Origin of the sequence: Nostoc sp. 106C (assembly GCF_002154725.1) — a bacterium.
In the GTDB taxonomy this organism is placed as follows: domain Bacteria; phylum Cyanobacteriota; class Cyanobacteriia; order Cyanobacteriales; family Nostocaceae; genus Aulosira.
Window position 1 is genome coordinate 14,587 of sequence record NZ_MTAW01000163.1, and the last position, 21,370, is coordinate 35,956.

15 protein-coding genes are annotated in these 21,370 nt (G+C 43.9%); 8 read left to right on the plus strand and 7 right to left on the minus strand.

The annotated features are described in order from the left end of the window. Positions 1–124: 124 nt before the first annotated feature. Positions 125–1,216, minus strand: coding sequence for a serine hydrolase (locus BV375_RS24730; protein WP_086765427.1), 1,092 nt, complete (start codon positions 1,214–1,216; stop codon positions 125–127). A 55-nt stretch (positions 1,217–1,271) separates the two neighbouring features. Here BV375_RS24730 and BV375_RS24735 point away from each other — a divergent pair, with 55 nt between their 5' ends. The 4 genes from BV375_RS24735 (at position 1,272) to BV375_RS24750 (ending at position 8,922) form a co-directional block, all read left to right on the plus strand. Next, positions 1,272–3,998, plus strand: a complete 2,727-nt coding sequence (locus BV375_RS24735) for a CHAT domain-containing protein (RefSeq protein WP_086765429.1) — start codon at positions 1,272–1,274, stop codon at positions 3,996–3,998. A gap of 571 nt (positions 3,999–4,569) precedes the next feature. Then, positions 4,570–5,538, plus strand: a complete 969-nt coding sequence (locus BV375_RS24740) for a DUF1822 family protein (protein WP_086765430.1) — start codon at positions 4,570–4,572, stop codon at positions 5,536–5,538. A 194-nt stretch (positions 5,539–5,732) separates the two neighbouring features. Further along, positions 5,733–8,078 carry a CHASE2 domain-containing protein gene (locus BV375_RS24745; RefSeq protein ID WP_086765432.1) on the plus strand — a complete coding sequence of 782 codons (2,346 nt, stop codon included), beginning with the start codon at positions 5,733–5,735 and terminating at the stop codon, positions 8,076–8,078. A 52-nt stretch (positions 8,079–8,130) separates the two neighbouring features. Continuing rightward, a complete protein-coding gene (locus BV375_RS24750) occupies positions 8,131–8,922 on the plus strand; it encodes a DUF928 domain-containing protein (RefSeq protein ID WP_166507523.1) in 792 nt (263 codons plus the stop codon). Positions 8,923–9,209: 287 nt separating this feature from the next. On the opposite strand, the gene hpsU is transcribed toward BV375_RS24750, so the two are convergent. The 4 genes from hpsU to BV375_RS24770 form a co-directional block, all read right to left on the minus strand. After that, positions 9,210–9,773, minus strand: coding sequence for a hormogonium polysaccharide biosynthesis acetyltransferase HpsU (hpsU, locus tag BV375_RS24755; protein WP_086765433.1), 564 nt, complete (start codon positions 9,771–9,773; stop codon positions 9,210–9,212). Between the two features lie 178 nt (positions 9,774–9,951). Then, positions 9,952–10,890: a glycosyltransferase family 2 protein gene (locus BV375_RS24760; protein ID WP_086765435.1), complete on the minus strand. Its 939-nt coding sequence runs from the start codon at positions 10,888–10,890 to the stop codon at positions 9,952–9,954. A 15-nt stretch (positions 10,891–10,905) separates the two neighbouring features. Continuing rightward, positions 10,906–11,838 (minus strand): glycosyltransferase family 2 protein, encoded by a 933-nt coding sequence (locus BV375_RS24765; protein WP_086765457.1) that lies wholly within the window; start codon positions 11,836–11,838, stop codon positions 10,906–10,908. Between the two features lie 163 nt (positions 11,839–12,001). After that, positions 12,002–12,820: a hypothetical protein gene (locus BV375_RS24770; RefSeq protein WP_086765437.1), complete on the minus strand. Its 819-nt coding sequence runs from the start codon at positions 12,818–12,820 to the stop codon at positions 12,002–12,004. Positions 12,821–13,032: 212 nt separating this feature from the next. Here BV375_RS24770 and cobU point away from each other — a divergent pair, with 212 nt between their 5' ends. The 3 genes from cobU (at position 13,033) to BV375_RS24785 (ending at position 15,972) form a co-directional block, all read left to right on the plus strand. Beyond that, entirely contained in the window at positions 13,033–13,581 is a 549-nt protein-coding gene (gene cobU, locus BV375_RS24775; RefSeq protein WP_086765439.1) for a bifunctional adenosylcobinamide kinase/adenosylcobinamide-phosphate guanylyltransferase, read from the plus strand. 143 nt (positions 13,582–13,724) lie between these two features. Further along, positions 13,725–14,153, plus strand: coding sequence for a hypothetical protein (locus BV375_RS24780; RefSeq protein ID WP_086765441.1), 429 nt, complete (start codon positions 13,725–13,727; stop codon positions 14,151–14,153). A 556-nt stretch (positions 14,154–14,709) separates the two neighbouring features. Beyond that, positions 14,710–15,972, plus strand: a complete 1,263-nt coding sequence (locus BV375_RS24785; protein WP_086765442.1) for an HhoA/HhoB/HtrA family serine endopeptidase — start codon at positions 14,710–14,712, stop codon at positions 15,970–15,972. 215 nt (positions 15,973–16,187) lie between these two features. Here the strand turns inward: BV375_RS24785 and BV375_RS24790 are convergent, their stop codons facing one another. Both BV375_RS24790 and BV375_RS24795 read right to left on the minus strand, forming a co-directional pair. Further along, positions 16,188–17,174: a zinc-dependent alcohol dehydrogenase family protein gene (locus tag BV375_RS24790; RefSeq protein WP_086765444.1), complete on the minus strand. Its 987-nt coding sequence runs from the start codon at positions 17,172–17,174 to the stop codon at positions 16,188–16,190. A gap of 257 nt (positions 17,175–17,431) precedes the next feature. Then, positions 17,432–18,913, minus strand: a complete 1,482-nt coding sequence (locus tag BV375_RS24795) for a CoA-acylating methylmalonate-semialdehyde dehydrogenase (protein WP_086765447.1) — start codon at positions 18,911–18,913, stop codon at positions 17,432–17,434. Positions 18,914–19,028: 115 nt separating this feature from the next. Between BV375_RS24795 and BV375_RS24800 the strand changes: the two genes are divergently transcribed. Next, on the plus strand, positions 19,029–21,230 hold the full coding sequence (locus tag BV375_RS24800) for an AAA family ATPase (protein WP_086765450.1): 2,202 nt from the start codon (positions 19,029–19,031) through the stop codon (positions 21,228–21,230). The last annotated feature ends 140 nt before the right edge of the window (positions 21,231–21,370 follow it).

Consider the following 21,370-nt stretch of genomic DNA (forward strand, 5'->3'; position numbering starts at 1 on the left):
TAGGGGCACGGCACTGCCGTGACCTCTAGAATATATTGATGTGTCGCAAACATTATTTGATTTGGTATAACGTGCCTATTTCAGCACCTCGTTACCAATCTTGTTTGCAAGTGTTGCCACATCATCAACCGTATGGTTTGTGCGGTTGGACATAACAGCAAGCGTTCAAAATTTCTCCGTTGAGTACCTTCCAGCCAAAGCGCGCCAGATCGACAGCGTCAGTTTCAATACCGCCGCCGAGGACTTTCCAGCTGCTGTCTGTGTAGCTCACTTCTTTATTGTCATCGTCATAAGGACTCGCCCGGTCGTAGTCCGATGGCAAACTTGATGAAGCGTACTGCACGCGCATACTTGATAACCCATAGGGCGTGAATATTTCATCCTGGAGCAGCTGATCAATCGTGCGACCTGTGGCACTTTCCAGCACCGCAGCCACAAAAGTAAACGCCGGGGTTGAATATGACCAAGTTGTGCCAATAGTACAGGAGCCGCCATTCGCTGTCTTTGTAACTAAACCAGTATTCCAGATTTTCTGAACCGCTGCGATCGCTGTTGTATAGTGGGTTGTCTGGTTGGAAATTCCGGGTGTTGTATTGCCAGGATAGTGGGCTACGCAACTTAGATGTGACAGCAACTGCTCTACAGTATGTTTATGAAAGGACGGTAAGCTGACCGTACCGCTGCCATTGGCGTTAGTGATGTTTGTGAGGTAGGTTGATGTTGGACGGGTGAGATCGAGATTAAATGTTGCGCCATTACGCAATCGACGTTCGTTTTCTAATTTAGCGGCAAGTGTGCCGCCAATTACTTTAGAAACAGATGCAGCGTTGTAAATCGTTTCGCCATGAGCAACCTTGTTATCGTTAACATCTGCGAACCCAAAACCTCTACGGTAAATCATTTGCCCGTTCTGAATAATTGCCACAGATATGCCTGGTAGATTATTCGCTTTACGGTAAGTTTCGATGATGCTGTCGATATTACCCTTGCGGTTATACCTAAAGCGCGAGTCATTCTCTACCCAGATGCCGCCATAGCGTGTACCGTTCGGTGTTGAATAGCGCTCGAAATCAACAATACGATAACCTTCGTCCCGGTACTGACGCCAAAGGTTGGCAAATTCCTTTTCGGTTCGATCTGTACGTGTCTGCCACCCGAACCCCTGCTTGCGCTCCCTAAACGCGATCGCATATTTGAAGTTCCTTGGTAAAGTGATACCCTATCTCCGCTAGTATTTGATTGCAGGCTCCTTTCAGTAGGCTGACCATCCTATGGTGAAAGCAACTAAATTGTCTCTGCTAAATGCAATCAAATTTCCCAGGCGCAAGTTTAAATTTGTACGTCTGCTTTTGTACTTTCTTGTGGCTTTGCTGTGCAGCTTCAGTTCCCCAATAATGGCTGCGATTCCTACAATCAACGCTGCTTCGCAACCAATAATTAACCAAATTGCTGCACCGACTTCCCAACTTCAACAGGGCAAAGAGCTTTATGATGCAGGTAGGTTTGCTGAGGCTGTGCAAGTTTTGCAGCAAGCAGTGAAAACATACCAAAATCAAGGCGATACTCTCAGCCAAGCAGCAACTTTAAGTAATCTTTCCCTGGCTTATCAGCAACTCGCTCAATGGACAGAAGCCAAACAAGTAATTACAGAAAGCTTGAATTTACTGAAAGGACAACAAAATAGCCAAAGTCTTTTAGTATTTGCTCAATCCTTAGATATTCAAGGACGCCTACAATTAGCCACCGGACAAACTGAGGCAGCTTTAGCCACTTGGCAACAAGCAGGAAAAATTTATACTCAACTCAAAAATCAAAACGGCGTAGTTAAGTCGCTAATTAACCAAGCGCAGGCTTGGCGCAATAAAGGCTCTTATCGTCGTGCGGTAGAAATTCTGAAAGAAGTAAAACAGAAGCTACAATCGCAGTCAGACTCGCTAGAAAAAGTAGTGGGATTGCGATCGCTCGGCGATATGCTGTTGGTAATCGGGGATTGGGAAAATTCTCGCACGGCTTTAAAGCAAAGTCTAGAAATTGCCGGGCATTTGCAGTCGAACGCCCAGATGGGAGCCAGTCTTTTAAGTTTGGGAAACAATGCTCGCACACAGCAGCATATATCAGATGCGATCGCTAATTATCAAAAAGCTGTAGAAGTTTCCCCCTCACCGCTAACGAAAGTCCAAGCACAACTAAATCTCCTTAGCCTACTAATCGAAAACGGTCAATTCACAACGGCTAGAACTTTATTACCAGCAATTCAATCCCAACTTGCACAACTCCCCCAAAGTCGTACTGCTATCTACGCTCAAATTAACTTTGCTCAAAGCCTCAACAAATTGCTGAGTAACGAGTTGCAAGTACCGAGTAGAAATTCTCAATCAACACCTAGTCTTGAATACTCATCAATGAGTTCTCAAGGCTCCATACTCAAGATTGAATACTCATCAACTAGTTCTCAAGACGTAGCACAGCTACTCGCCAAAGCCATTGAACAATCCCGCAGTTTGGGCGACCAACAAACAGAAGCTTATGCACTCTTGAGTTTAGGTCACTTGTATGAGGAGACACAACAATGGTCAGAGGCGCAAAAGCTGACCCAGCAGGCGTTAGTTTTGGCTCAAATGAGCAATGCACCAGAAATTGTTTATCGTGTGGATTGGCAGTTAGGCAGATTACTCTGGGCGCAAAAGGATCTACAAGGAGCGATCACAGCTTATGATGCGGCAGTAGAAACACTCGAATTACTCCGGCGTGACTTGGTAGCAATCAATCAGGACGTGCAATTCAGCTTCCGCGACAGTGTAGAACCAGTCTATCGACAATCAGTAGAGTTATTGCTGCAATCCCAGGCAGGAAAAGCAGATAACAAAACATTAGATAAAGCCCGCCAGCGCATTGAGGCTTTACAATTGGCAGAATTAGATAACTTTTTTCGAGAAGCTTGTCTTTTAGGTCAGAGTGTGGCTTTAGATAAAGTCGTAGACCAAGATAATCCTACCGCAGCCATTCTGTATCCGATTATTCTTCCCGATCAGATCCAGGTAATTGTCAAAATTCCCCAACAACCCTTACGGCAATACAGCACCAAAATTTCCCAAGCAGAAGTCAACAAAATATTGGTAGAACTCCGAAAAAATCTTGTCAATCCTGCTGCTACCAACGCCGTCAAAACTCAATCACAACAAGTTTATAACTGGCTGATCCAACCCATTGAGTCACAATTGCAAGCAAAGCAGGTAAAAACCTTAGTGTTTGTACTAGATGGGGCTTTACGCAACTTACCAATGGCTTCTCTTTATGACGGCAAGCAATATTTAATAGAGAAATATGCGATCGCTCTCAGTGTCGGACTCCAACTCCTAGACCCTAAACCCTTAGTCAAACAGCAAATCAGAGCGCTAACTGCTGGACTCACTCAGCCTCCACCAAATTTCCCCAATTTTTCACCGCTACCTGCAATTAAATCAGAAGTCGATTTAATTACCAAAGCCGGAATCTCCACAACCAGTCTCTGGGATCAGCAATTCACTTCATCGGCACTAGAAAAAGAAGTTAATACCGTTCCCTTTAACGTGGTGCATCTTGCAACCCACGGTCAGTTTAGTTCCCGCGCTGAGAACACCTTTATCTTGGCTGCTGATGGTCCAATTAATGTTACACAATTCGACAGTCTGCTTCGCAGTCGAGATGAAAGCAAACCACAAGCCGTAGAACTATTAGTTTTAAGTGCTTGTCAAACAGCAGCCGGAGATAACCGCGCTGCCCTTGGTTTGGCTGGAGCCGCAGTCAGAGCTGGAGCACGCAGTACTTTGGCATCTCTGTGGCAGATTGATGATGAATCAACAGCTATATTTGTCGGTGCTTTTTATCAACAACTTCAAGAAGGTAAAGTTACCAAAGCTGAAGCGCTTCGCCACGCCCAGCTAAAATTGCTGCAACATCGCAACTACAATGCACCCAGCTTTTGGTCTGCCTATGTTTTAATAGGCAATTGGCTTTAGGAAATTGGTCATTTGGCATTGGTGAACCAGTGCATTGCGGGGTTCCCTCTGTTGTAGCAACTGGTGAACCCGAAGGGTCATTTATCCAGGTTCAAGCATTTCTTCCTCATTCCCTGCATCCCTCTGCGTTTAAAAATGAAATTAAATTAAACAGCATTGCTTTCTAACAGAGCGATCGCTTTGCGAACAAATTAATACCAACTTGAAAAATGATTGCGACAGATGGAAATCTGAAACGCTCATCCAATAGATGTTTCACAATCCAAAATGGTATAACCTGTTCTCTTTGTTCCCAATACAGTTTAATGAAAAATCGTCTTATACCTTTTCTCTAAAATTTGGCTACAAATGAATCTTCCTGTCTCCCCGTCCCCACGTCATTCATCATCTGTTGTCTACTTTTAGAGAATTGTTATTAAATTTATATTTCATAGAATGGAACAGAATTATGAATCAATTATGAAATCTTATTTTTGCTCCCCAAAACTTAATAATTCAACAATTTATGGCATAAATTTTGAGAATGCGGCCGATATGTGTATAGCAGCATCGATCACTGGGAACTAAACCTATGACTAACACCACCTATCAGCAAGATAATTTCGCTGTACCTTTACCGATCGCTCAAGCAGCACGCACAACTGCTCAAACGTTTGCCAACCAGCAGCCTACTCCAGAAAAAGCAGAGCAAGTTAGACTGAACACCCTAGCTGTGTGGGTGGTGAATGAGTACTTGCAAATGATGGAAATTGCTACCAACCTCACAGCTAGTGATAGTTGGAACCCTGTGATGCGCCTGTTTGCGGATGTAGCGGACTTAGATATGCCCACAGTTGGGCGTTTGGAGTGTCGCCCTGTAGGTATTTTTGAACATACCTGCTCTGTGCCCCCAGAAACTTGGGAAGAACGGGTAGGTTATGTAGTTGTGCAAATCGATGAATCTTTGCAAGAAGCAAAGTTACTAGGTTTTGTGCCTAGCGTCGCCGCAGAAGAACTACCTTTAAGCCAGTTGCAACCCCCAGAAGCATTTATCGAACACTTAGGACAACTCAGGCAATCGCCAGCCAGCACTCTAGTGAATTTGAGCCAGTGGTTTGCTGGTATATTTGAATCAGGCTGGCAAACTATTGAAGCCTTGTGGAACTCTCAGGAACCTGGATTAGCTTATGCTTTCCGCAGTCCTGAGACTTTTGAACAACAAACTTCTAACCAGCTAGACGCAGTCACAAGAAGGGCTAAACTGCTTGATTTGGGAATCCAAATCGCTGACCAACCCCTAATGTTGATTGTTGAAATTAGCCCCCAAGCTGATCAAAAAACCAGCATTCGCCTCCAGTTGCACCCAACAGGTAATCAAATTTATCTGCCACTAGGAGCGCAATTGACAGTTTTAGATGATTCGGGAGCAGTATTTCTAGAAGCTCAAGCTCGAAGTGCAGACAATTATATTCAGTTGCAGTTGAGAGGCGATACTGGAGAGGCATTTGGCGTTAGGGTGGCATTGAATGATAGCAGTATTACAGAACAGTTTGTGATTTAAAGGTGCAGCTACTTCCTCTCTTCGTCAGTAATTGGTGCTGAGGAATTTGATATTTTATACATATAGAGAAATCAAAGATTCAAAAAGCAAAATTCAAAATAGTCAGCCTTGATGGAGCCACTGCGTTGTGGGGGTTCCCGGCGTTGTAGCAAGTGGCGTGATTTTGAATTTTAAATTGGAGCGTAGCGACTGTCATGAGTAAGTTAGTAATCTTGAAATTTGCAGATGGTAGTTTTGAGCAAGGGTTTGGTGTGAGCCTGCAAATTGGTGAAGAATGCGATCGCCCCGCCACAGAGATTACGGGAAAGCTACCTCCATGTCCGGAAATCCCGCTTTACTATAGTCACTGGCAATCTAGTTATCGACGTTTAGGTAATGGTTACCGCTTAGATGCAGAGAAGGTACAGATAACTAATGTGTCAATGACACAAGACTGTCTAAATACATCCCATATTTTACGAGCACGCTTTAATACTTGGCTGCGCTCGGAGGAATTTCGTCCACTACGAGAGAAATGGCTGGAAAGATTAATGCCTTCAGACGAAGTGCGGGTAATTTTGCAGGCAGAAAATAGTCAATTACAGCGATTACCTTGGCATCTTTGGGACTTATTAGAACGCTATCCCAAGGCAGAAATTGCCTTGTCATCACCAAGCTATGAACGCATTCAAAAGCCACGCATCCCCAACAAATTGGTGAATATTTTGGCCATTGTCGGTAGTAGTCAGGGAATTGACACCAAGGCTGACCAAGAACTATTGCAACGTTGTAAAAATGCAGAAGTCTGTTTTTTGGTAGAACCAGAACGCAAGCAATTAACTGACCATCTTTGGGAAAAAAACTGGGATATTCTCTTCTTTGCTGGACACAGTTCTAGTCAGGGAAAAGATGGCAGTGGGCGAATCTATTTAAATAAAACCGATAGCTTAAGTATTAGCGAGTTAAAGTATGCTTTAAAAAAAGCTATTGAACGCGGCTTACAATTAGCAATTTTCAACTCTTGTGATGGATTGGGACTGGCACAAGAACTCGCTGATTTGCAAATACCCCAAATGATTATCATGCGAGAACCTGTCCCCGATCGGGTAGCTCAGGAGTTTTTAAAGTACTTTATCGGTAGCTTTGCAGGTGGTGAATCTTTATACCAGTCAGTGCGACAAGCGCGGGAACGCTTGCAAGGACTAGAGGATCGATTTCCCTGTGCGACTTGGTTACCTGTGATTTGCCAAAATCCAGCACAGCCGCCATCTACATGGGAGGGACTAACACGTGCTAGAAAACTAGTTAGCCCAAGTTCACCGCTGTTCAACAAACGTGGTTTTCAAGTAGCTTTATTCTCCAGTCTGATGATGACTGCCTTAGTTTGCGGCGTCAGGTTTCTGGGACTGCTGCAAAGTGTAGAACTGCAAGCCTTTGACCAGATGATGCGATCGCGTCCAGCTGAGGGGCCAGATCCCCGGTTGCTGTTAGTAACAATTGACGATGCAGACTTGGCAGTGCAACGCCACAATCGCGAGGAGTTAAAAGGAACTTCTCTTTCAGATAAATCTTTGGTGCAACTGCTGCTCAAGCTGCAACAATATCAACCCCGTGCGATTGGTTTAGATATCTATCGTGATTTTTCTGCCGAACAGCCAGATTTAATTTCTCTGCTTCAGCATACCGATAACTTAATCGGGGTTTGTAAGGGAAGTGATACCACAGAAAGTACTAAAGGCATTGCATCACCCCCAGAAATTCCCAAAGAACGCTTAGGATTCAGCGACTTTATTCACGATCCCGATGGAGTTGTGCGCCGCCATCTTTTGTTCATGAGCCAAGAAGCGGCATCATTATGTAGTACGCCTTATGCACTCAGCGCCCAACTAGCATTCCGCTATCTCCTACCCTTAGGCATTCAGCCAAAGTTTACTTCCCAAAAGAATTTGCAACTTGGCAGTACTGTTTTACCACGTCTTTCGTCTCATGCTAGTGGTTATCAAAGCATTGATGCTAATGGCGGGCAACTTTTACTCAACTACCGTTCCACCAAAAAGATTGCCGAACAGGTAACGCTCACACAATTATTATCTGGCCCCATCAACCCCAACGCTATTAAAGACCGGATTGTGTTGATTGGTGTCGCCGCAAAAGGCGATTTCCCAGACTATTGGGCTACACCTTACGGAAATCAGTTAGACGCGCAAATGCCAGGAGTAATAGTACAAGCGCATCTAGTCAGCCAAATCCTCAGTGCGGTTTTAGATGGGCGTCCATTGTTAAGAGTTTGGTCACTTTGGGTAGAATTGTTCTGGATTTGGAGTTGGGCTGGTGTTGGGGGAGTACTAGCTTGGCGGTTGTCTTCTCTTTCTAGCTTGGTATTGGCAATAAGTCTTACCGCTGGCGTTTTGTATTTATTTTGCTTTGTTCTATTAATTTGGGGTATTTGGGTACCTTTTGTACCGTCAGCTTTGTCATTCATAGGGACAATTGGTGGAATCACAATTCAAAATTCAAAATTTAAAATTCAAAATTCCAAATTAATCCGAGAAAATATTTAAGGCGGGGCCAAAATTGTGGCTAGATTTCATCAGCTGATTCCCCAGAAATTTTATGAATTCACTTTTAAAAAGCATAAAACTGTCTTTAGTACTAGCTGTTGGTTGCACTAGTATGCTGGCTAACCAGACATTAATCTTGGCAGACTCAGCAACCTCTAGACAGCCTAGTAGTACAGCGAGTTTGGACACAACTATCCACTACAATCCACCGCAACCACCACCAGAACCGCCTCCCGGAGGTCGGGTTTTGGGCGGAGCCAAGCGAGGTACTTGTCCGCAGTTTAAACCTGAACTTACTGCCTTAGTACCGTTTACTCAAAAAACACCCACGTCCGTAGATGTTTGGGGTTTGACGACAGCGGCGCACCCAACTTTCTGGTTTTATGTCCCATTACCGAAAAATGCGGGGTATCCAGCTGAATTTGTGTTGCAAGATGAAGCAGCAAACCCCATTTATCAAACTGCGATCGCTCTACCAGATCAACCTGGAGTCATAGGTATTTCTCTGCCTAAAACCATTTCGCCCTTGGCATTAAACAAACAATATCGCTGGTTTTTCAGCATCTATTGCGACCAGGAAAAACAATGGCCCCCGGTTTATGTTGAAGGAGTAATTCAACGAGTAAACTTAAGTCAAGCGATCGCCCAACAGTTAGAAACAGCCAAACCTCAACAGCAGTCTGCTATCTATGCTCAAAATGGCATCTGGTACGAAACACTAACCACACTCGCACAACTACGTCTGAAAAATCCTAACGATAGCAAGCTTCAGGCCGAATGGCGTGATTTAATCACCAGCATCGGTTTAAGTGACGTGGCAACGCAACCGATTGTCTCACAGTAACTTTAGCTAATTCGGGCATTCATCTCACGCTCAAATTTACCTGAGTTTTGGAATGAATGCTCAGACAAAAATCAACTATAGCAGGAGGCAGAAGGCAGAAGGTAAAACTATTGCTATTCCTAGCATTCACGCTTTCAAAATGTCCTAACCTATGTGACTACGGCTATAAATGATTTAGAGCAGCAATGAAAGCAATCAAAGTCATGGCAACCATTGATGAGCAAGGACAACTGACTTTAGCTCACCCCTCTAAATTCAAAAATGTTTTTGCTTAAGTGTATAACAGCTTATTTCCCCAACCTAGGATACTGAGGACGACAAGGACTACCTAAGCAAACTTGCTCTGAGGGCATGGAACTAAAAACACTACTACGAGCGCCAATCACAGCATTCGCCCCAATTTCCACTCCTGGCCCAACAAAACAATCCGCCGCCACCCAGACCCCATTACCGATGTTGATACTCGCTGTTTTCAACCCAAAAGCCGGGTCATGGATATCATGGCTACCAGTACAGAGATAAGATTTATGAGAAATTACGCAATGTTCCCCGATGTGAATCTCATCTAAACTATATAAAACTACGTCATCACCAATCCAGCTATAGTCGCCAACGGTAACTTTCCAAGGATAGGTAAAGCGGGCAGTAGGTCGAATTAATACACCTTTGCCAATCCGGGCGCCAAACAGCCGTAATAATGTACAACGGACGTTATTTAACGGTTGGGGTGTCAGGGGAAAAGCGATCGCCTGCACAAACCACCACAGCAAAATATACCAACTGCGACGCCCCCGATCAAACCACGATTGATCATAGTTGCGTAAGTCTACAAAAGATTCGTCATTTGTCATTTGTAAAAGGGAACAGGGAACAGGGAACAGGGAATAATAACAATTCTCTAAAAGTAGACAACAGATGATGAATGACGCGGGGACGCGGAGACGGGGAGATAGGAAGATTCATTTGTAGCCAGATTTTAGAGAAAAGGTATAATTTTGAATTTTTATTTCTCCCTCATCCCTACTAAATCTAAGTTGCAGTTTGCCTCATTTCTTGCGACAAGGATGATGGTAGAGGCTGAGATTTTTCAGTATTTAGCGTACCGCCACAATCACGTAATTCGTAAAGTTTCGCCCCAATTTGATATTCATATTGGCTCAACAGGCGTCCATAAATATATCCAGCTTTGCCATCTAAAAAACCGCGCTGAATAATGTAGAACAGAATAAACCGTAATAAGGGTTTAAATGGCAGACGTACCCATACTTTTTTTAAAAAGCGCTTGCGTTGTACGGCATCACCAAATAGATTTGCACCAATAGTTCCACCATCATCTTGATTGGTGAGCAGATTGTAATAAACACGAGCTTCCCAATTGGAATAGCGGTTATGTCTTTCTAACCAATGATAAAGGTCGCGGAAATCTTCATGGAGCATATCGTTTTTGAGATAACCGACTTTACCCTGCAAGATAACGTGTTCGTGAACTTCATTATCGCCAGTGTTAGGAATATCTTCAGTATGGAGATTTTCGTAGCGACCTTGTTTATGCTTAAATAAACGCAGATTCCAATCAGGATATTTACCACCGTGGCGAATCCATTTGCCTAAGAAAAATACACGGCGATTGAGATAATAGCCAGAATATTCATCATTTTCAATTACTTGAGCAATTTCTGCCCATAATTCCGGAGTGATTCGTTCATCGCAATCAACAATTAGTACCCATTCATTACGAAAAGGTAGATTGTCTAAAGACCAATTTTTCTTTTTTGGCCAGCTACCATTGAATTTGAATTGAACAATATTTGCACCGAAACTTTCAGCAATGGCGACGCTATGATCAGTACTTTGAGAATCAACTACAAAAACTTCATCAGCCATCTCAAGGCTAGTCAGGCAGGCAGGTAAATTTGCTTCTTCGTTTTTTGCTGGAATGAGTACAGAGACTGGGATTTTAGATGACATATAAGATTTTATATATTATTTTTTATCTGATGTAGATAAGAGTCCTTGAATAGCTGCATTTAAATAACCAATCTGACCATAGGCATAAACAAGTTTATCAAAACGTTCTGCTGGGTCAGAGAAATATTGCAATGCTTTATACAAGCCCCGCACAAATCTTTCGCTACCTCGTTGCAATTGGCTGATACCAGCTTTACCAGCGAGTTGTTCGCGATAACATTCACTGATACCTTGCCACCAGCCTCGGTTTAAAAACCAAGAAAGTTTCAGGCGTTCTGGGGCAACATTATGAGCTACTAGCGCTTCGGGAAGATAAGCGACTTGCCATCCCTTTTGCAGGGCAAATTCGGTCATTTGCAGTTCTTCATTGGATAGTAAGTTTTTGCCGACTCGGCCAAGATGGGGATCAAAGCCGCCAATCTCTTCCAAAAATGAACGGCGTATAGAGTAATTCAAACCTCTAGGAGTTAAACCTGGCTGCTCAATATAAATTTTGCGCTCACCCAAATCGTATGCACCCAAATTGGCGGCTAATCCAGGAGATAGCCACCGTGGTTGTTGAACGCCTTGGGGCCATAAAAGAGTCACCTTACCACCAGCGATCGCTAACTTAGAGTTATTTTTGTAGGCATCATCAAAAACTTGTAACCAGCAGTTGCTAGCGACTGCATCATCATCTAGATAGGCGAGAATCTCACCACTAGCGACTTTGGCGCCAGTATTGCGCGCTACAGATAAGCCAATGATGGGTTCAAAGACGTACTTCAGGCGACGATCGCTAGCTCTTTGTTCGACAACTTCACAAGTGCCATCGCTCGAACCGTTGTCTACTACCACAACTTCAAAAACAGCCGCAAAATCCTGTGCTAAAAGACTATCAATCGCTGCACCTAAATAGGTATCTCGATTGTGAGTACAGATAATGGCAGAGATTTGGGTATGAGGCATAGGCATTGATTGTGGGTTTTGTGAGTTGTCAGTTGTCAGTTGTCAGAATTGACCAATGACTACTGACTAATGACAACATCTAATAGTTACCTAATGCCTGCTAATCTATCCCAAAAATTACAGACCCACCAACCGCGTTTTTTCGGAAATAATCTTGAGAACCTCAAGCCTGTTGAATATGACTATGTAAAATTACTAGAGTTTCTGCTAGTTGACTGAGGCGGGTTTCTAGGTACTGCTTGCGTCCTAAAAGTTGACGTAGCTTTTGGTAACGTGCGATCGCCATACTCACAGCCGGAACCTGATCTGGGGGACATGGACGGGTCCATACTTTACCAGAAGCATCCAAACCACAGAGGCGATAACCAGTACGTGCAGATTCATAGGATACTTTCGCACCAGCTGCACAAATTTCTTCTACATAGTCCATGAGGCGATCAACTTCTGCATGGCGTAATGTGGCTTTTCCTCCTTGGTCTGTTTCCTTGGGATTAGATTCTAACCAGCCATTGACAATCGGCCCTTCTAAATAAATATCTTGAATTTGCTTGAGGATTTTTTGTAGTTCTTTCTCCCACCCAGCAACATGGTCTTGAATCTCTTTTAATAGATTCATTGCCAATCCTGGATTGGCCCCGTGACGATGGTTACTAAAGCTGGGGGTTTTAAATTTAGGTAGGCTAGGTGTTTTACCACCGATTTCTTGTGTTGAAAAAGTCTCAACACCGTTATGGTGGGTAAATAGATTTTCGGCGTTAGAAAAGTTACCCTGGGGATCTGCGCTTAAGTCGATTGTCGCTCCTTGTGTATTTAGCTCATCCGGTGGTGGAGTAGTATCATCATCTGTAGATTCAGTTGCCCCAACGCTGATTCTAAAAGAGAAAGGTCGCTTTGGTGGAACACCTGCTTCAGCATTGTCTGCGGTACCTTTAGCCCCTAAATCGTGTAGAGTTGCCTCAATGCGTTTCCAGCCTGCTTTCATAAAAATATCCTGAAATTTGCTGTCCCCAGTAGTGTTAAATAATTCAGAATGGGGTTGTTGGGATTTTTGGCTTTTGCCAATTGTGCATCAATGATGCTGGTGCTAATTTTATCTCCTAAAAGATATTTAAAACCAACAATCTCATCGTTTAAGGGAAAAATTTAGTTCAGACATTGTAACCCAATTCAATTAAAGATCGTAAGGAAAGGGCTTTGGGTAAAGTTATCTTGGTTACAGGACCGACCAGATCTGGTAAAAGTGAATGGGCAGAAACTCTCGCTATGCGATCAGGGAAAGCTGTTGTTTACGTGGCAACAGCTGCTGAAGATCCAGCTGATGAAGAGTGGCAAAAACGCATTCAACAACACCAAAAACGCCGTCCTCAGGAGTGGTTAACTCAGTGCGTATCTGTGGAACTGACTGCTACTTTAGCCGAGGCCAAGCCAAACACCTGCCTTTTAGTTGATTCTTTGGGAACTTGGGTAGCTAATCTTTTAGAGCAAGACGAGATTAGCTGGGAAAAAACAATAACAGAATTCTTAGAAACTGTACAGTTAGTTGCGGCTGATATGTTATTTGTAGCCGAAGAAGTTGGTTGGGGTGTAGTGCCAGCTTATGCTACAGGTCGCAAGTTCCGCGATCGCCTGGGTTCTTTGGTACGCCAGTTAGGAGCGATCTGCGATACTGTTTATTTAGTTACCGGAGGTCATGTGTTGAATCTCAGCACTCTCGGTTCACCATTACCACCTTCAAGGGGATGAGGAAGGCAAGGGAGGACAAGGAGAGAAGAACTAATGACAAATGACCAATGACTAATAACTAATGATAGATGAGTATATTTTCTTAATGGTTTATTTAAGATTTAATGACCCAGAGTTTCAAGCTTAAATCTAGAATTAGTATTATGGCAACCGAACAAGACGTTAAAAGATATTTAGCCTACTGGTTTCAGTTGGGCAGACAGGTAATTGCAGGCAATGGTAGGGCATACTTGTTGCCGCAGCCAGTGCTGAAAGGCGATCGCTATAGTGAAGAATTTGAAGAGTGTTGGCAGAAAATTCGCTCGCATGTGGGTGATTGTCATCTAGAAGGAACCGATGAAACAATTGCCGAACTCCTATCACCAGCATGGGAAATGCTTCCTTGTGGTCGTTGTGATATGCCAGTACCTATGCGAAATCTTGGTATGCCAGCCTTATCTTGTCCCTGCAATACTTTACCTAACTGGCCTAATACAGAACTCCCCTCACCACGCAGCCCGGTCAGTACTGAAGAGCAGTTAAAATTAATTCGCGATCGCCTTTGGAAAAATCTACCTTCATCAAACCACTAACTTGTGAAGTCGGTAAGTTGTTGACAAACGATCAGAGGATTTTGCTCGCTGTTCTCAACTAGATGTATGGGACGGCATCAGTAAGATTGGCTGTTGAATGAAAAGCATTATAGACGTTGTACTTTGAGTGCTTATTGCTTTTGATTAGCTGAATTAGCGATCGCTAAATACGTAGCTCAAGTTTAAAGCAGTCAACTTAAGATGAAATCGGCGGTTCCTAACCGCACGCTAGTTGTCTTATTGACGACATCCTACAAGGAAAACTGCTGTAAGCAATACCATAAAAATTCATTTCACACTACCGCAATACCCCTGCAATAAAAACGTCAAAAACCGTATCTATAATTATTAGTAAATCTAAATGTCCTGACCGCTCAATTTTGATGCTTAGGAGAAAAGCTAGAACTGAATATAGGGTTTTTGCTCAGTTAAAAAACACAGTTTTTAACCAGTACCATAAAAAGCCATTTCACACCAGCGCAATACTCCTGCAACAAAAGCTTCAAAAACGATATCTATTATTATTAGTAAATCTAAATATCCTACCAGACAGCAAATGCAAAACCAACCACGCGACGGAGAAAACTTATCAAACGGCAATTCCTTTAACATTTCTAGCACCAAACGCCATCATCTCGCACCTTGGAAAAAGGCAGCTGCCTCTCTATCGCTGGTGCTGCTGGGATCTGGGATGACATTAGCAGGTGGCTATTTAGCGGGACAGCCTCAGAAGCTATCTCAGAGTGCGTCGAATTTGGCAGTTAGTCCAGTAAATGCTGCTCCTCCATTACCAGCAGCTACAGACCCTAACTTTATTACAGAAGTTGTGCAAAGGGTCGGGCCTGCTGTAGTGCGGATTAATTCTTCCCGCACAGTAAAAGCTCAGTTACCAGAGGGATTTAATGACGATCCATTCTTGCGCCGTTTCTTTGGTTCTCAACTACCACAAGAAAACCAAGTACAACGGGGTACAGGTTCTGGCTTTATTATCGGTAACGATGGTCGGATCTTGACCAACGCCCACGTAGTTGATGGTGCTGATACAGTGACAGTCATCCTCAAAGATGGGCGAAGCTTTAAAGGTAAGGTGCTGGGAAAAGACGAATTAACAGATGTTGCTGTGGTGAAGATTCAGGCAAGTAATTTACCAACAGTGACTTTAGGTAACTCAGACCAACTGCAACCAGGACAATGGGCGATCGCGATCGGTAACCCTCTTGGCTTAGATAATACTGTAACTACCGGAATTATCAGCGCTACCGGACGGACTAGCAATCAAATTGGTGCTCCTGATAAGCGAGTTGAATTTATTCAAACTGACGCAGCCATTAACCCCGGTAATTCTGGCGGACCTCTACTTAATGCCCGTGGTGAAGTAATTGGTATGAATACAGCTATTATCCAGGGTGCGCAAGGTTTAGGATTTTCTATCCCAATCAACACAGCACAACGTATTTCTAATCAACTAGTAGCTACAGGTAAAGCGCAGCACCCATATTTGGGTATTCAAATGGTGGGTTTGACACCTGAATTAAAGCAAAACATCAACTCAGATCCTAATAGTGGTTTGAGTGTTGAGGAAGATAAAGGTGTTTTAGTTGTGAAAGTAGTGCCAAACTCCCCAGCGGCTAAAGCCGGAATCCGTGCTGGTGATGTTATCCAAAAACTCAACGGTCAAACAGTTACAGACGCTAGCAGTATTCAAAAAGCTGTAGATGATAGCCAAATTGGTGGCGATGTGCGCCTAGAGTTGCGTCGTAATGGACAGAATGTCAACTTAGCTGTGCGACCTGGTGCTTTCCCAACGCAAGTGCAATAGACCTATATTTTTGATATCGAACCACAGATAAACACAGATGAAAAACTCCATCCCCTTGGGGGTGGAGTTTTTGGGCATGGGGCATGGGAAAGAGCCAACAATGTCCAATGCCCCAAGTCGGCGGGCGGCTATCCCTCTCCATTCACAAGGGGATAGAGTTTCCCGGCGACTTTACAATAAATATCTGTGTTTATTTTTGCTATAGTCCCAAATTGCTAGTCAACCACTAACACAGCCGAACCCGTAATTTTCCCACTCCGTAGGGCATCTAAAGCTTCATTTGCCTGAGTTAGGGTAAAAGTATTTATCTCTGTGCGGATGGGAACTTTAGGTGCTAAGGCGAGAAACTCTTCTCCGTCTTTGCGAGTGAGATTGGCAACAGACCGCAAAACCCTTTCTTCCCAAAGAATTTCATAAGGAAAAGCCGGAATATCACTCATGTGAATGCCAGCGCAAACTACGATACCGCCTTTAGCAACTGCACGCAAAGCAGCTGGAACCAATTTTCCTATGGGTGCAAAAATAATCGCCGCATCTAAAAGTTTTGGTGGTAATTCCTCTGAGCTACCTGCCCAAGTTGCACCCAACTGACGGGCAAATTCTTGACCTTCAATATCACCAGCACGGGTAAAAGCAAATACTTGACGCTTTTGATAGCGAGCTAATTGAATTAAAATATGGGCAGCTGAACCAAAGCCATAAAAGCCTATTTTTTCAGCCTCACCAATCATTCTATAGGCGCGGTAACCAATTAATCCACCACACAACAAGGGTGCAGCTTGCAAGTCAGGAAAGTTGGGGTCTAGGGGAAAGCAAAAGCGATAGTCAGCTACAGTGTACTCTGCATAACCGCCGTCAAGATTGTAACCAGTAAACTCAGCATAATCACAAAGGTTTTCACGACCAGAAAGACAGTAGCGACAGCGATCGCATGTATGACCTAACCAAGGAACACCAACCCGTTGACCAATTGTAAATTGCTGAACGCGATCGCCAATTGCCTCTATAGTACCGACAATTTGGTGCCCAGGTACTAAAGGTAGCTTGGGATGAGTCAATTCTCCATCAACTATATGCAGATCTGTACGACACACAGCACAAGCATGAATGCGAATCAGCACTTGCTCTGGATTGGGTTGAGGTACTGGCAAGTCTGCTAGTCGCAGGGGTTGATGCGGTGCCTCTAATAGCATTGCACGCATAATTAATTCAGCATTATTTTAAGATCGTGACAAATATTGTAGCTAGTACAGATTTAGGGAACAGAGAAAGAAATATTTTGATGCCATCTTTGTGGGTTTTACCCTGTGGGTTTATACGTTGAGAAATAAAACAATTTTTATCTGCCTGCATCTCATTTTTTCATTGAGACTACCTTATTTTCAAGATAGTTAATTATGAGAAAATTTCACAACCAAAAGATGAAAATCCTTCTTACTCTGTTCGCTGTTTCCTATTTTCAAAATTGACGTGACCAATTGCTGGGCCAGCGTTCTACAACTACTTTAGTTTGGGTAAAAAATTCCACGGCGTGATTGCTTTGCCCGTGTAAATCGCCAAAAAAGCTTTCTTTCCAGCCGCTAAACGGGAAAAACGCCATTGGTGCAGCAACACCAATGTTAATCCCAATATTACCTGCCTCTGCTTCGTAGCGGAATTTCCGAGCTGCTGCACCGCTACTGGTAAATAAACAAGCCATGTTGCCATATTGACCGCTATTAACTAAGGCGATCGCATCATCAATAGTATCCAAATGTATTAAGCTCAGTACTGGGCCAAAAATTTCTGTACGGGCGATTTCACCGACTGGATTGACGTTTTGTAAAATTGTCGGTCGAATAAAATTACCTTGTTCGTAACCAGAAATATTTGGTTGTCGTCCATCAACTAGAAGATCTGCCCCTTCCTCTATCCCTTGTTGAATTAATTCCTCAATCCGGTTTTTACTACGACCATCAATCACCGGACCCATTTCCACGCCTTTGTCTAAACCGTTACCTACCACACGGTTTTTCGCAGTTTCGGCTATAGCTTCTGTAAACGAGTGGCGTGCATCGGCAACTGTGACTGCAATCGATGCGGCTAAACAGCGTTGTCCAGCGCATCCAAAAGCGCTATCAGCCGCAATGCGTGTGGTCATCTCGATGTCTGCATCTGGTAAAACAATTAAGGGATTTTTCGCACCACCTTGGCATTGCACTCGTTTACCATTAGCTGCGGCTCGACTATATATATATCTAGCTACTGGCGTGGAGCCAACAAAACTAATTGCCCGGATCTGAGGATGATCCAAAATAGCATCGACAGTTTCCTTCGCACCGTTTACCAGATTAATTACCCCTTTAGGCAAACCTGTTTTGTCTAGTAAGTGGAAGATTTTTTGCATTGTCAGCGGCACTTTTTCTGAAGGCTTGACAATATAAGTATTGCCAGTGGCGATCGCATAAGGCAAAAACCAAAACGGAATCATCCCCGGAAAGTTAAAAGGGCAAATTACCGCCGCCACTCCCAAAGGTTGGCGAATCATCATCTCATCAATACCTGTAGCAATATCTTCCAGATTCGTTCCTTGCATCATCATCGGAATTCCGCAAGCAACTTCCACGTTTTCAATCGCACGGCGCATTTCGCCTTTAGACTCAGCCAAAGTCTTACCGCATTCTATTGTGATCGTCTGAGCTAAATCCTCATAATTCTCTTCCAACAAATTTTTAAGTTTAAATAAATACTGCACTCTTTCAGCCGCAGGTGTGCGTCGCCATGTAGCAAAAGCTGCCACTGCTGCTGCAACCGCTTGGTTTACCTCAATCGCTGGTGATATGGGTACTTGCGCCAGTATCTCTGCGGTGGCTGGGTTGATCACATCTAAGTAGTCTGTAGCGTTAGGAGATGCGCACCACCGACCGTTGATGTAGTTGGGTAAGGTTTGAATTGTGCTCATGGAGGCAAGTTCAGATTTGTAGAATAGTAGATGCAGCAATATGGCTATCTTAGCCGTTATGCTTTTGGGCGTGACTGATTTAACTGGGGGCTGGGTTGATCATTAGCGAAATATTATGGATTTATTTGACCAGCATTTAAAGCAAATCACAGAAACGGAAGCACCGCTGGCTGCGCGGATGCGTCCGCGAACAATTGATGAATTCATTGGGCAAGATCATATTCTCGGACAAGGAAGGCTGCTGCGGCGTGCTATCAGTTTAGATCAATTATCCTCGTTGATTTTCTTTGGACCACCAGGGACAGGCAAAACTACCCTAGCGCGTGTGATTGCAAACACCACCCGTGCTAATTTTATTGCGATTAATGCTGTGCTTTCTGGGGTCAAAGAGATTCGGGGAGCGATCGACCAAGCTCAAGAACGGCGAAAGTTTCACAATCAAAGAACGATTTTGTTTGTTGATGAAGTCCACCGTTTTAATAAGTCTCAACAAGATGCACTGCTGCCGTGGGTGGAAAATGGTACGGTAATTTTAATTGGCGCGACCACAGAAAATCCTTACTTTGAAGTTAACAAAGCTTTAGTCAGCCGATCGCGGATTTTTCAACTCAAGCCTCTAAACGATGAAGATTTATACGCTATAGTCCAGCAAGCCCTAACTGATTCAGAACGCGGTTACGGTAAAAAGCAAGTGCAAATTGTACCAGAGGCTTTAGCACATCTTGTGAATGTTGCTAACGGTGATGCTCGTTCACTGCTGAATGCTTTGGAATTAGCTGTAGAAACAACGCCACCTGATAGCACAGGTGTAATTCACGTTTCCCTAGCAGTCGCCGAAGAATCAATTCAGCAGCGTGCTGTTTTATACGATAAAGAAGGAGATGCCCATTTTGATACTATCAGCGCTTTCATCAAAAGCATCCGCGGTTCCGACCCAGATGCAGCGCTGTATTGGCTAGCAAAAATGGTCTATGCAGGCGAAGACCCACGTTTTATTTTACGCCGCTTATTAATATTAGCCAGTGAAGATGTAGGGCTAGCTGACCCCCAAGCCGTTGTAGTTATTAATGGTTGTGCAGAGGCATTTGACCGTGTAGGTATGCCAGAAGGACGTTATCACCTAGCACAAGCAACGTTGTATTTGGCAAATGCACCAAAGTCAAACAGTATCATGGGTTTTTTCGATGCTTTAGCTGCGGTTGAGCACGAAAGGGAAGCAGAAGTTCCCACACATCTTAAGGATGGTAGCCGTGACAAAAAAGGGTTTGGGCATGGAGCCGGTTATCTTTATCCTCATGCCTACCGCGATCATTGGGTAGCACAACAATACTTACCTGTGAGTTTGCAAGGACAAGTTTTTTACCAACCATCCGACCAAGGTTACGAACAGCAGATTGCTACGCGGGTGGCGCGTCGCCGTGAGGCGCAGCTAGCCGCCTTAATAGAAGGTGTAGGTGTCGCACCACTAGAAATCCTCACCTATGGCAATACAGACCGCAACTCAGAGAGGTGGTTGCAGCGCACACTTTCGCAAGTAGGAGAACAGTTAGGAGTAGTACGCGATCGCATTTTTAATATCGCTCAAGTACAGCGTCATCATCTAATTTTAGATATCAATGCTGGCAGTGGTTTACTTACCTGGGAAGCAATACGTCACGCCCCAGAAGGTGGAGTTTATGCTTGTGTGCAGAATAGTTCTGATGCTAATGCCTTAGCCGAACAAGCCGCAGCACTACCAGAATTAATACGTCCTCTAATTTTGCAGACTACATTAACTGAGTTAGCAGCAAAAACCACCGATATCCGATTTGACCGCATCATTGGACGTAATGCCTTACGTTCTGAACCTGATAAAGTAGCTAGCACAAAAATCTTGGCTCAATTATTGCAACCACAGGGAGTAATTGTACTAGCCGAGACAGTGCCGCGTCATACACAAAGGTTTTATCGGTTACTAGAGTCAAAAAAACTAGATTTGGATTTGTATGAAAAGTTAGTGACTGCTGAAGAAGCTATTTACGCCGAGCCAACAGACCCGATGCTCAATTGGGATGCTGAGGATTTGCGCAAAGCTTTTGAAGCTGCTTCTTTGGTAGTGCAAGTGATGCTTGAACATAGTTCAACACAGATGCACATCACCCAAGCTTTTATCAATCGCTTATTTGCAGCTAATACAACTCACCCCAGTTATGCAGATCGTCTGGCTCGGAACCTGACAGCCAAGGAAATACAAGCTGTACAACAAGTTTTTACTCAGTATTTGCTTAATCAAATAGTTACTTGGAACAGTACTATTGCCTTTGTACAGGCTGGGTAGACAATTTGGGATTATATTTCAATACGGTTCAGTTAAGGTGATCAGAGTTCTCATCTGTCGGACAAAAACCAAGATTTGGGGGAGAATCCCCCAAACCCCCGATTGGGGGACGGTTGCGTCCCCCAAGCCCCCGCCAAAAT

Bases quoted from the DNA above. Each gene is read 5' to 3' on its own strand.
- BV375_RS24735 (WP_086765429.1), top strand. From the start codon at position 1,272: ATGGTGAAAGCAACTAAATTGTCTCTGCTAAATGCAATCAAATTTCCC.
- BV375_RS24740 (WP_086765430.1), top strand. From the start codon at position 4,570: ATGACTAACACCACCTATCAGCAAGATAATTTCGCTGTACCTTTACCG.
- BV375_RS24745 (WP_086765432.1), top strand. From the start codon at position 5,733: ATGAGTAAGTTAGTAATCTTGAAATTTGCAGATGGTAGTTTTGAGCAA.
- BV375_RS24750 (WP_166507523.1), top strand. From the start codon at position 8,131: ATGAATTCACTTTTAAAAAGCATAAAACTGTCTTTAGTACTAGCTGTT.
- hpsU (WP_086765433.1), bottom strand. From the start codon at position 9,773: ATGACAAATGACGAATCTTTTGTAGACTTACGCAACTATGATCAATCG.
- BV375_RS24760 (WP_086765435.1), bottom strand. From the start codon at position 10,890: ATGTCATCTAAAATCCCAGTCTCTGTACTCATTCCAGCAAAAAACGAA.
- BV375_RS24765 (WP_086765457.1), bottom strand. From the start codon at position 11,838: ATGCCTCATACCCAAATCTCTGCCATTATCTGTACTCACAATCGAGAT.
- BV375_RS24770 (WP_086765437.1), bottom strand. From the start codon at position 12,820: ATGAAAGCAGGCTGGAAACGCATTGAGGCAACTCTACACGATTTAGGG.
- BV375_RS24780 (WP_086765441.1), top strand. From the start codon at position 13,725: ATGGCAACCGAACAAGACGTTAAAAGATATTTAGCCTACTGGTTTCAG.
- BV375_RS24785 (WP_086765442.1), top strand. From the start codon at position 14,710: ATGCAAAACCAACCACGCGACGGAGAAAACTTATCAAACGGCAATTCC.
- BV375_RS24790 (WP_086765444.1), bottom strand. From the start codon at position 17,174: ATGCGTGCAATGCTATTAGAGGCACCGCATCAACCCCTGCGACTAGCA.
- BV375_RS24795 (WP_086765447.1), bottom strand. From the start codon at position 18,913: ATGAGCACAATTCAAACCTTACCCAACTACATCAACGGTCGGTGGTGC.
- BV375_RS24800 (WP_086765450.1), top strand. From the start codon at position 19,029: ATGGATTTATTTGACCAGCATTTAAAGCAAATCACAGAAACGGAAGCA.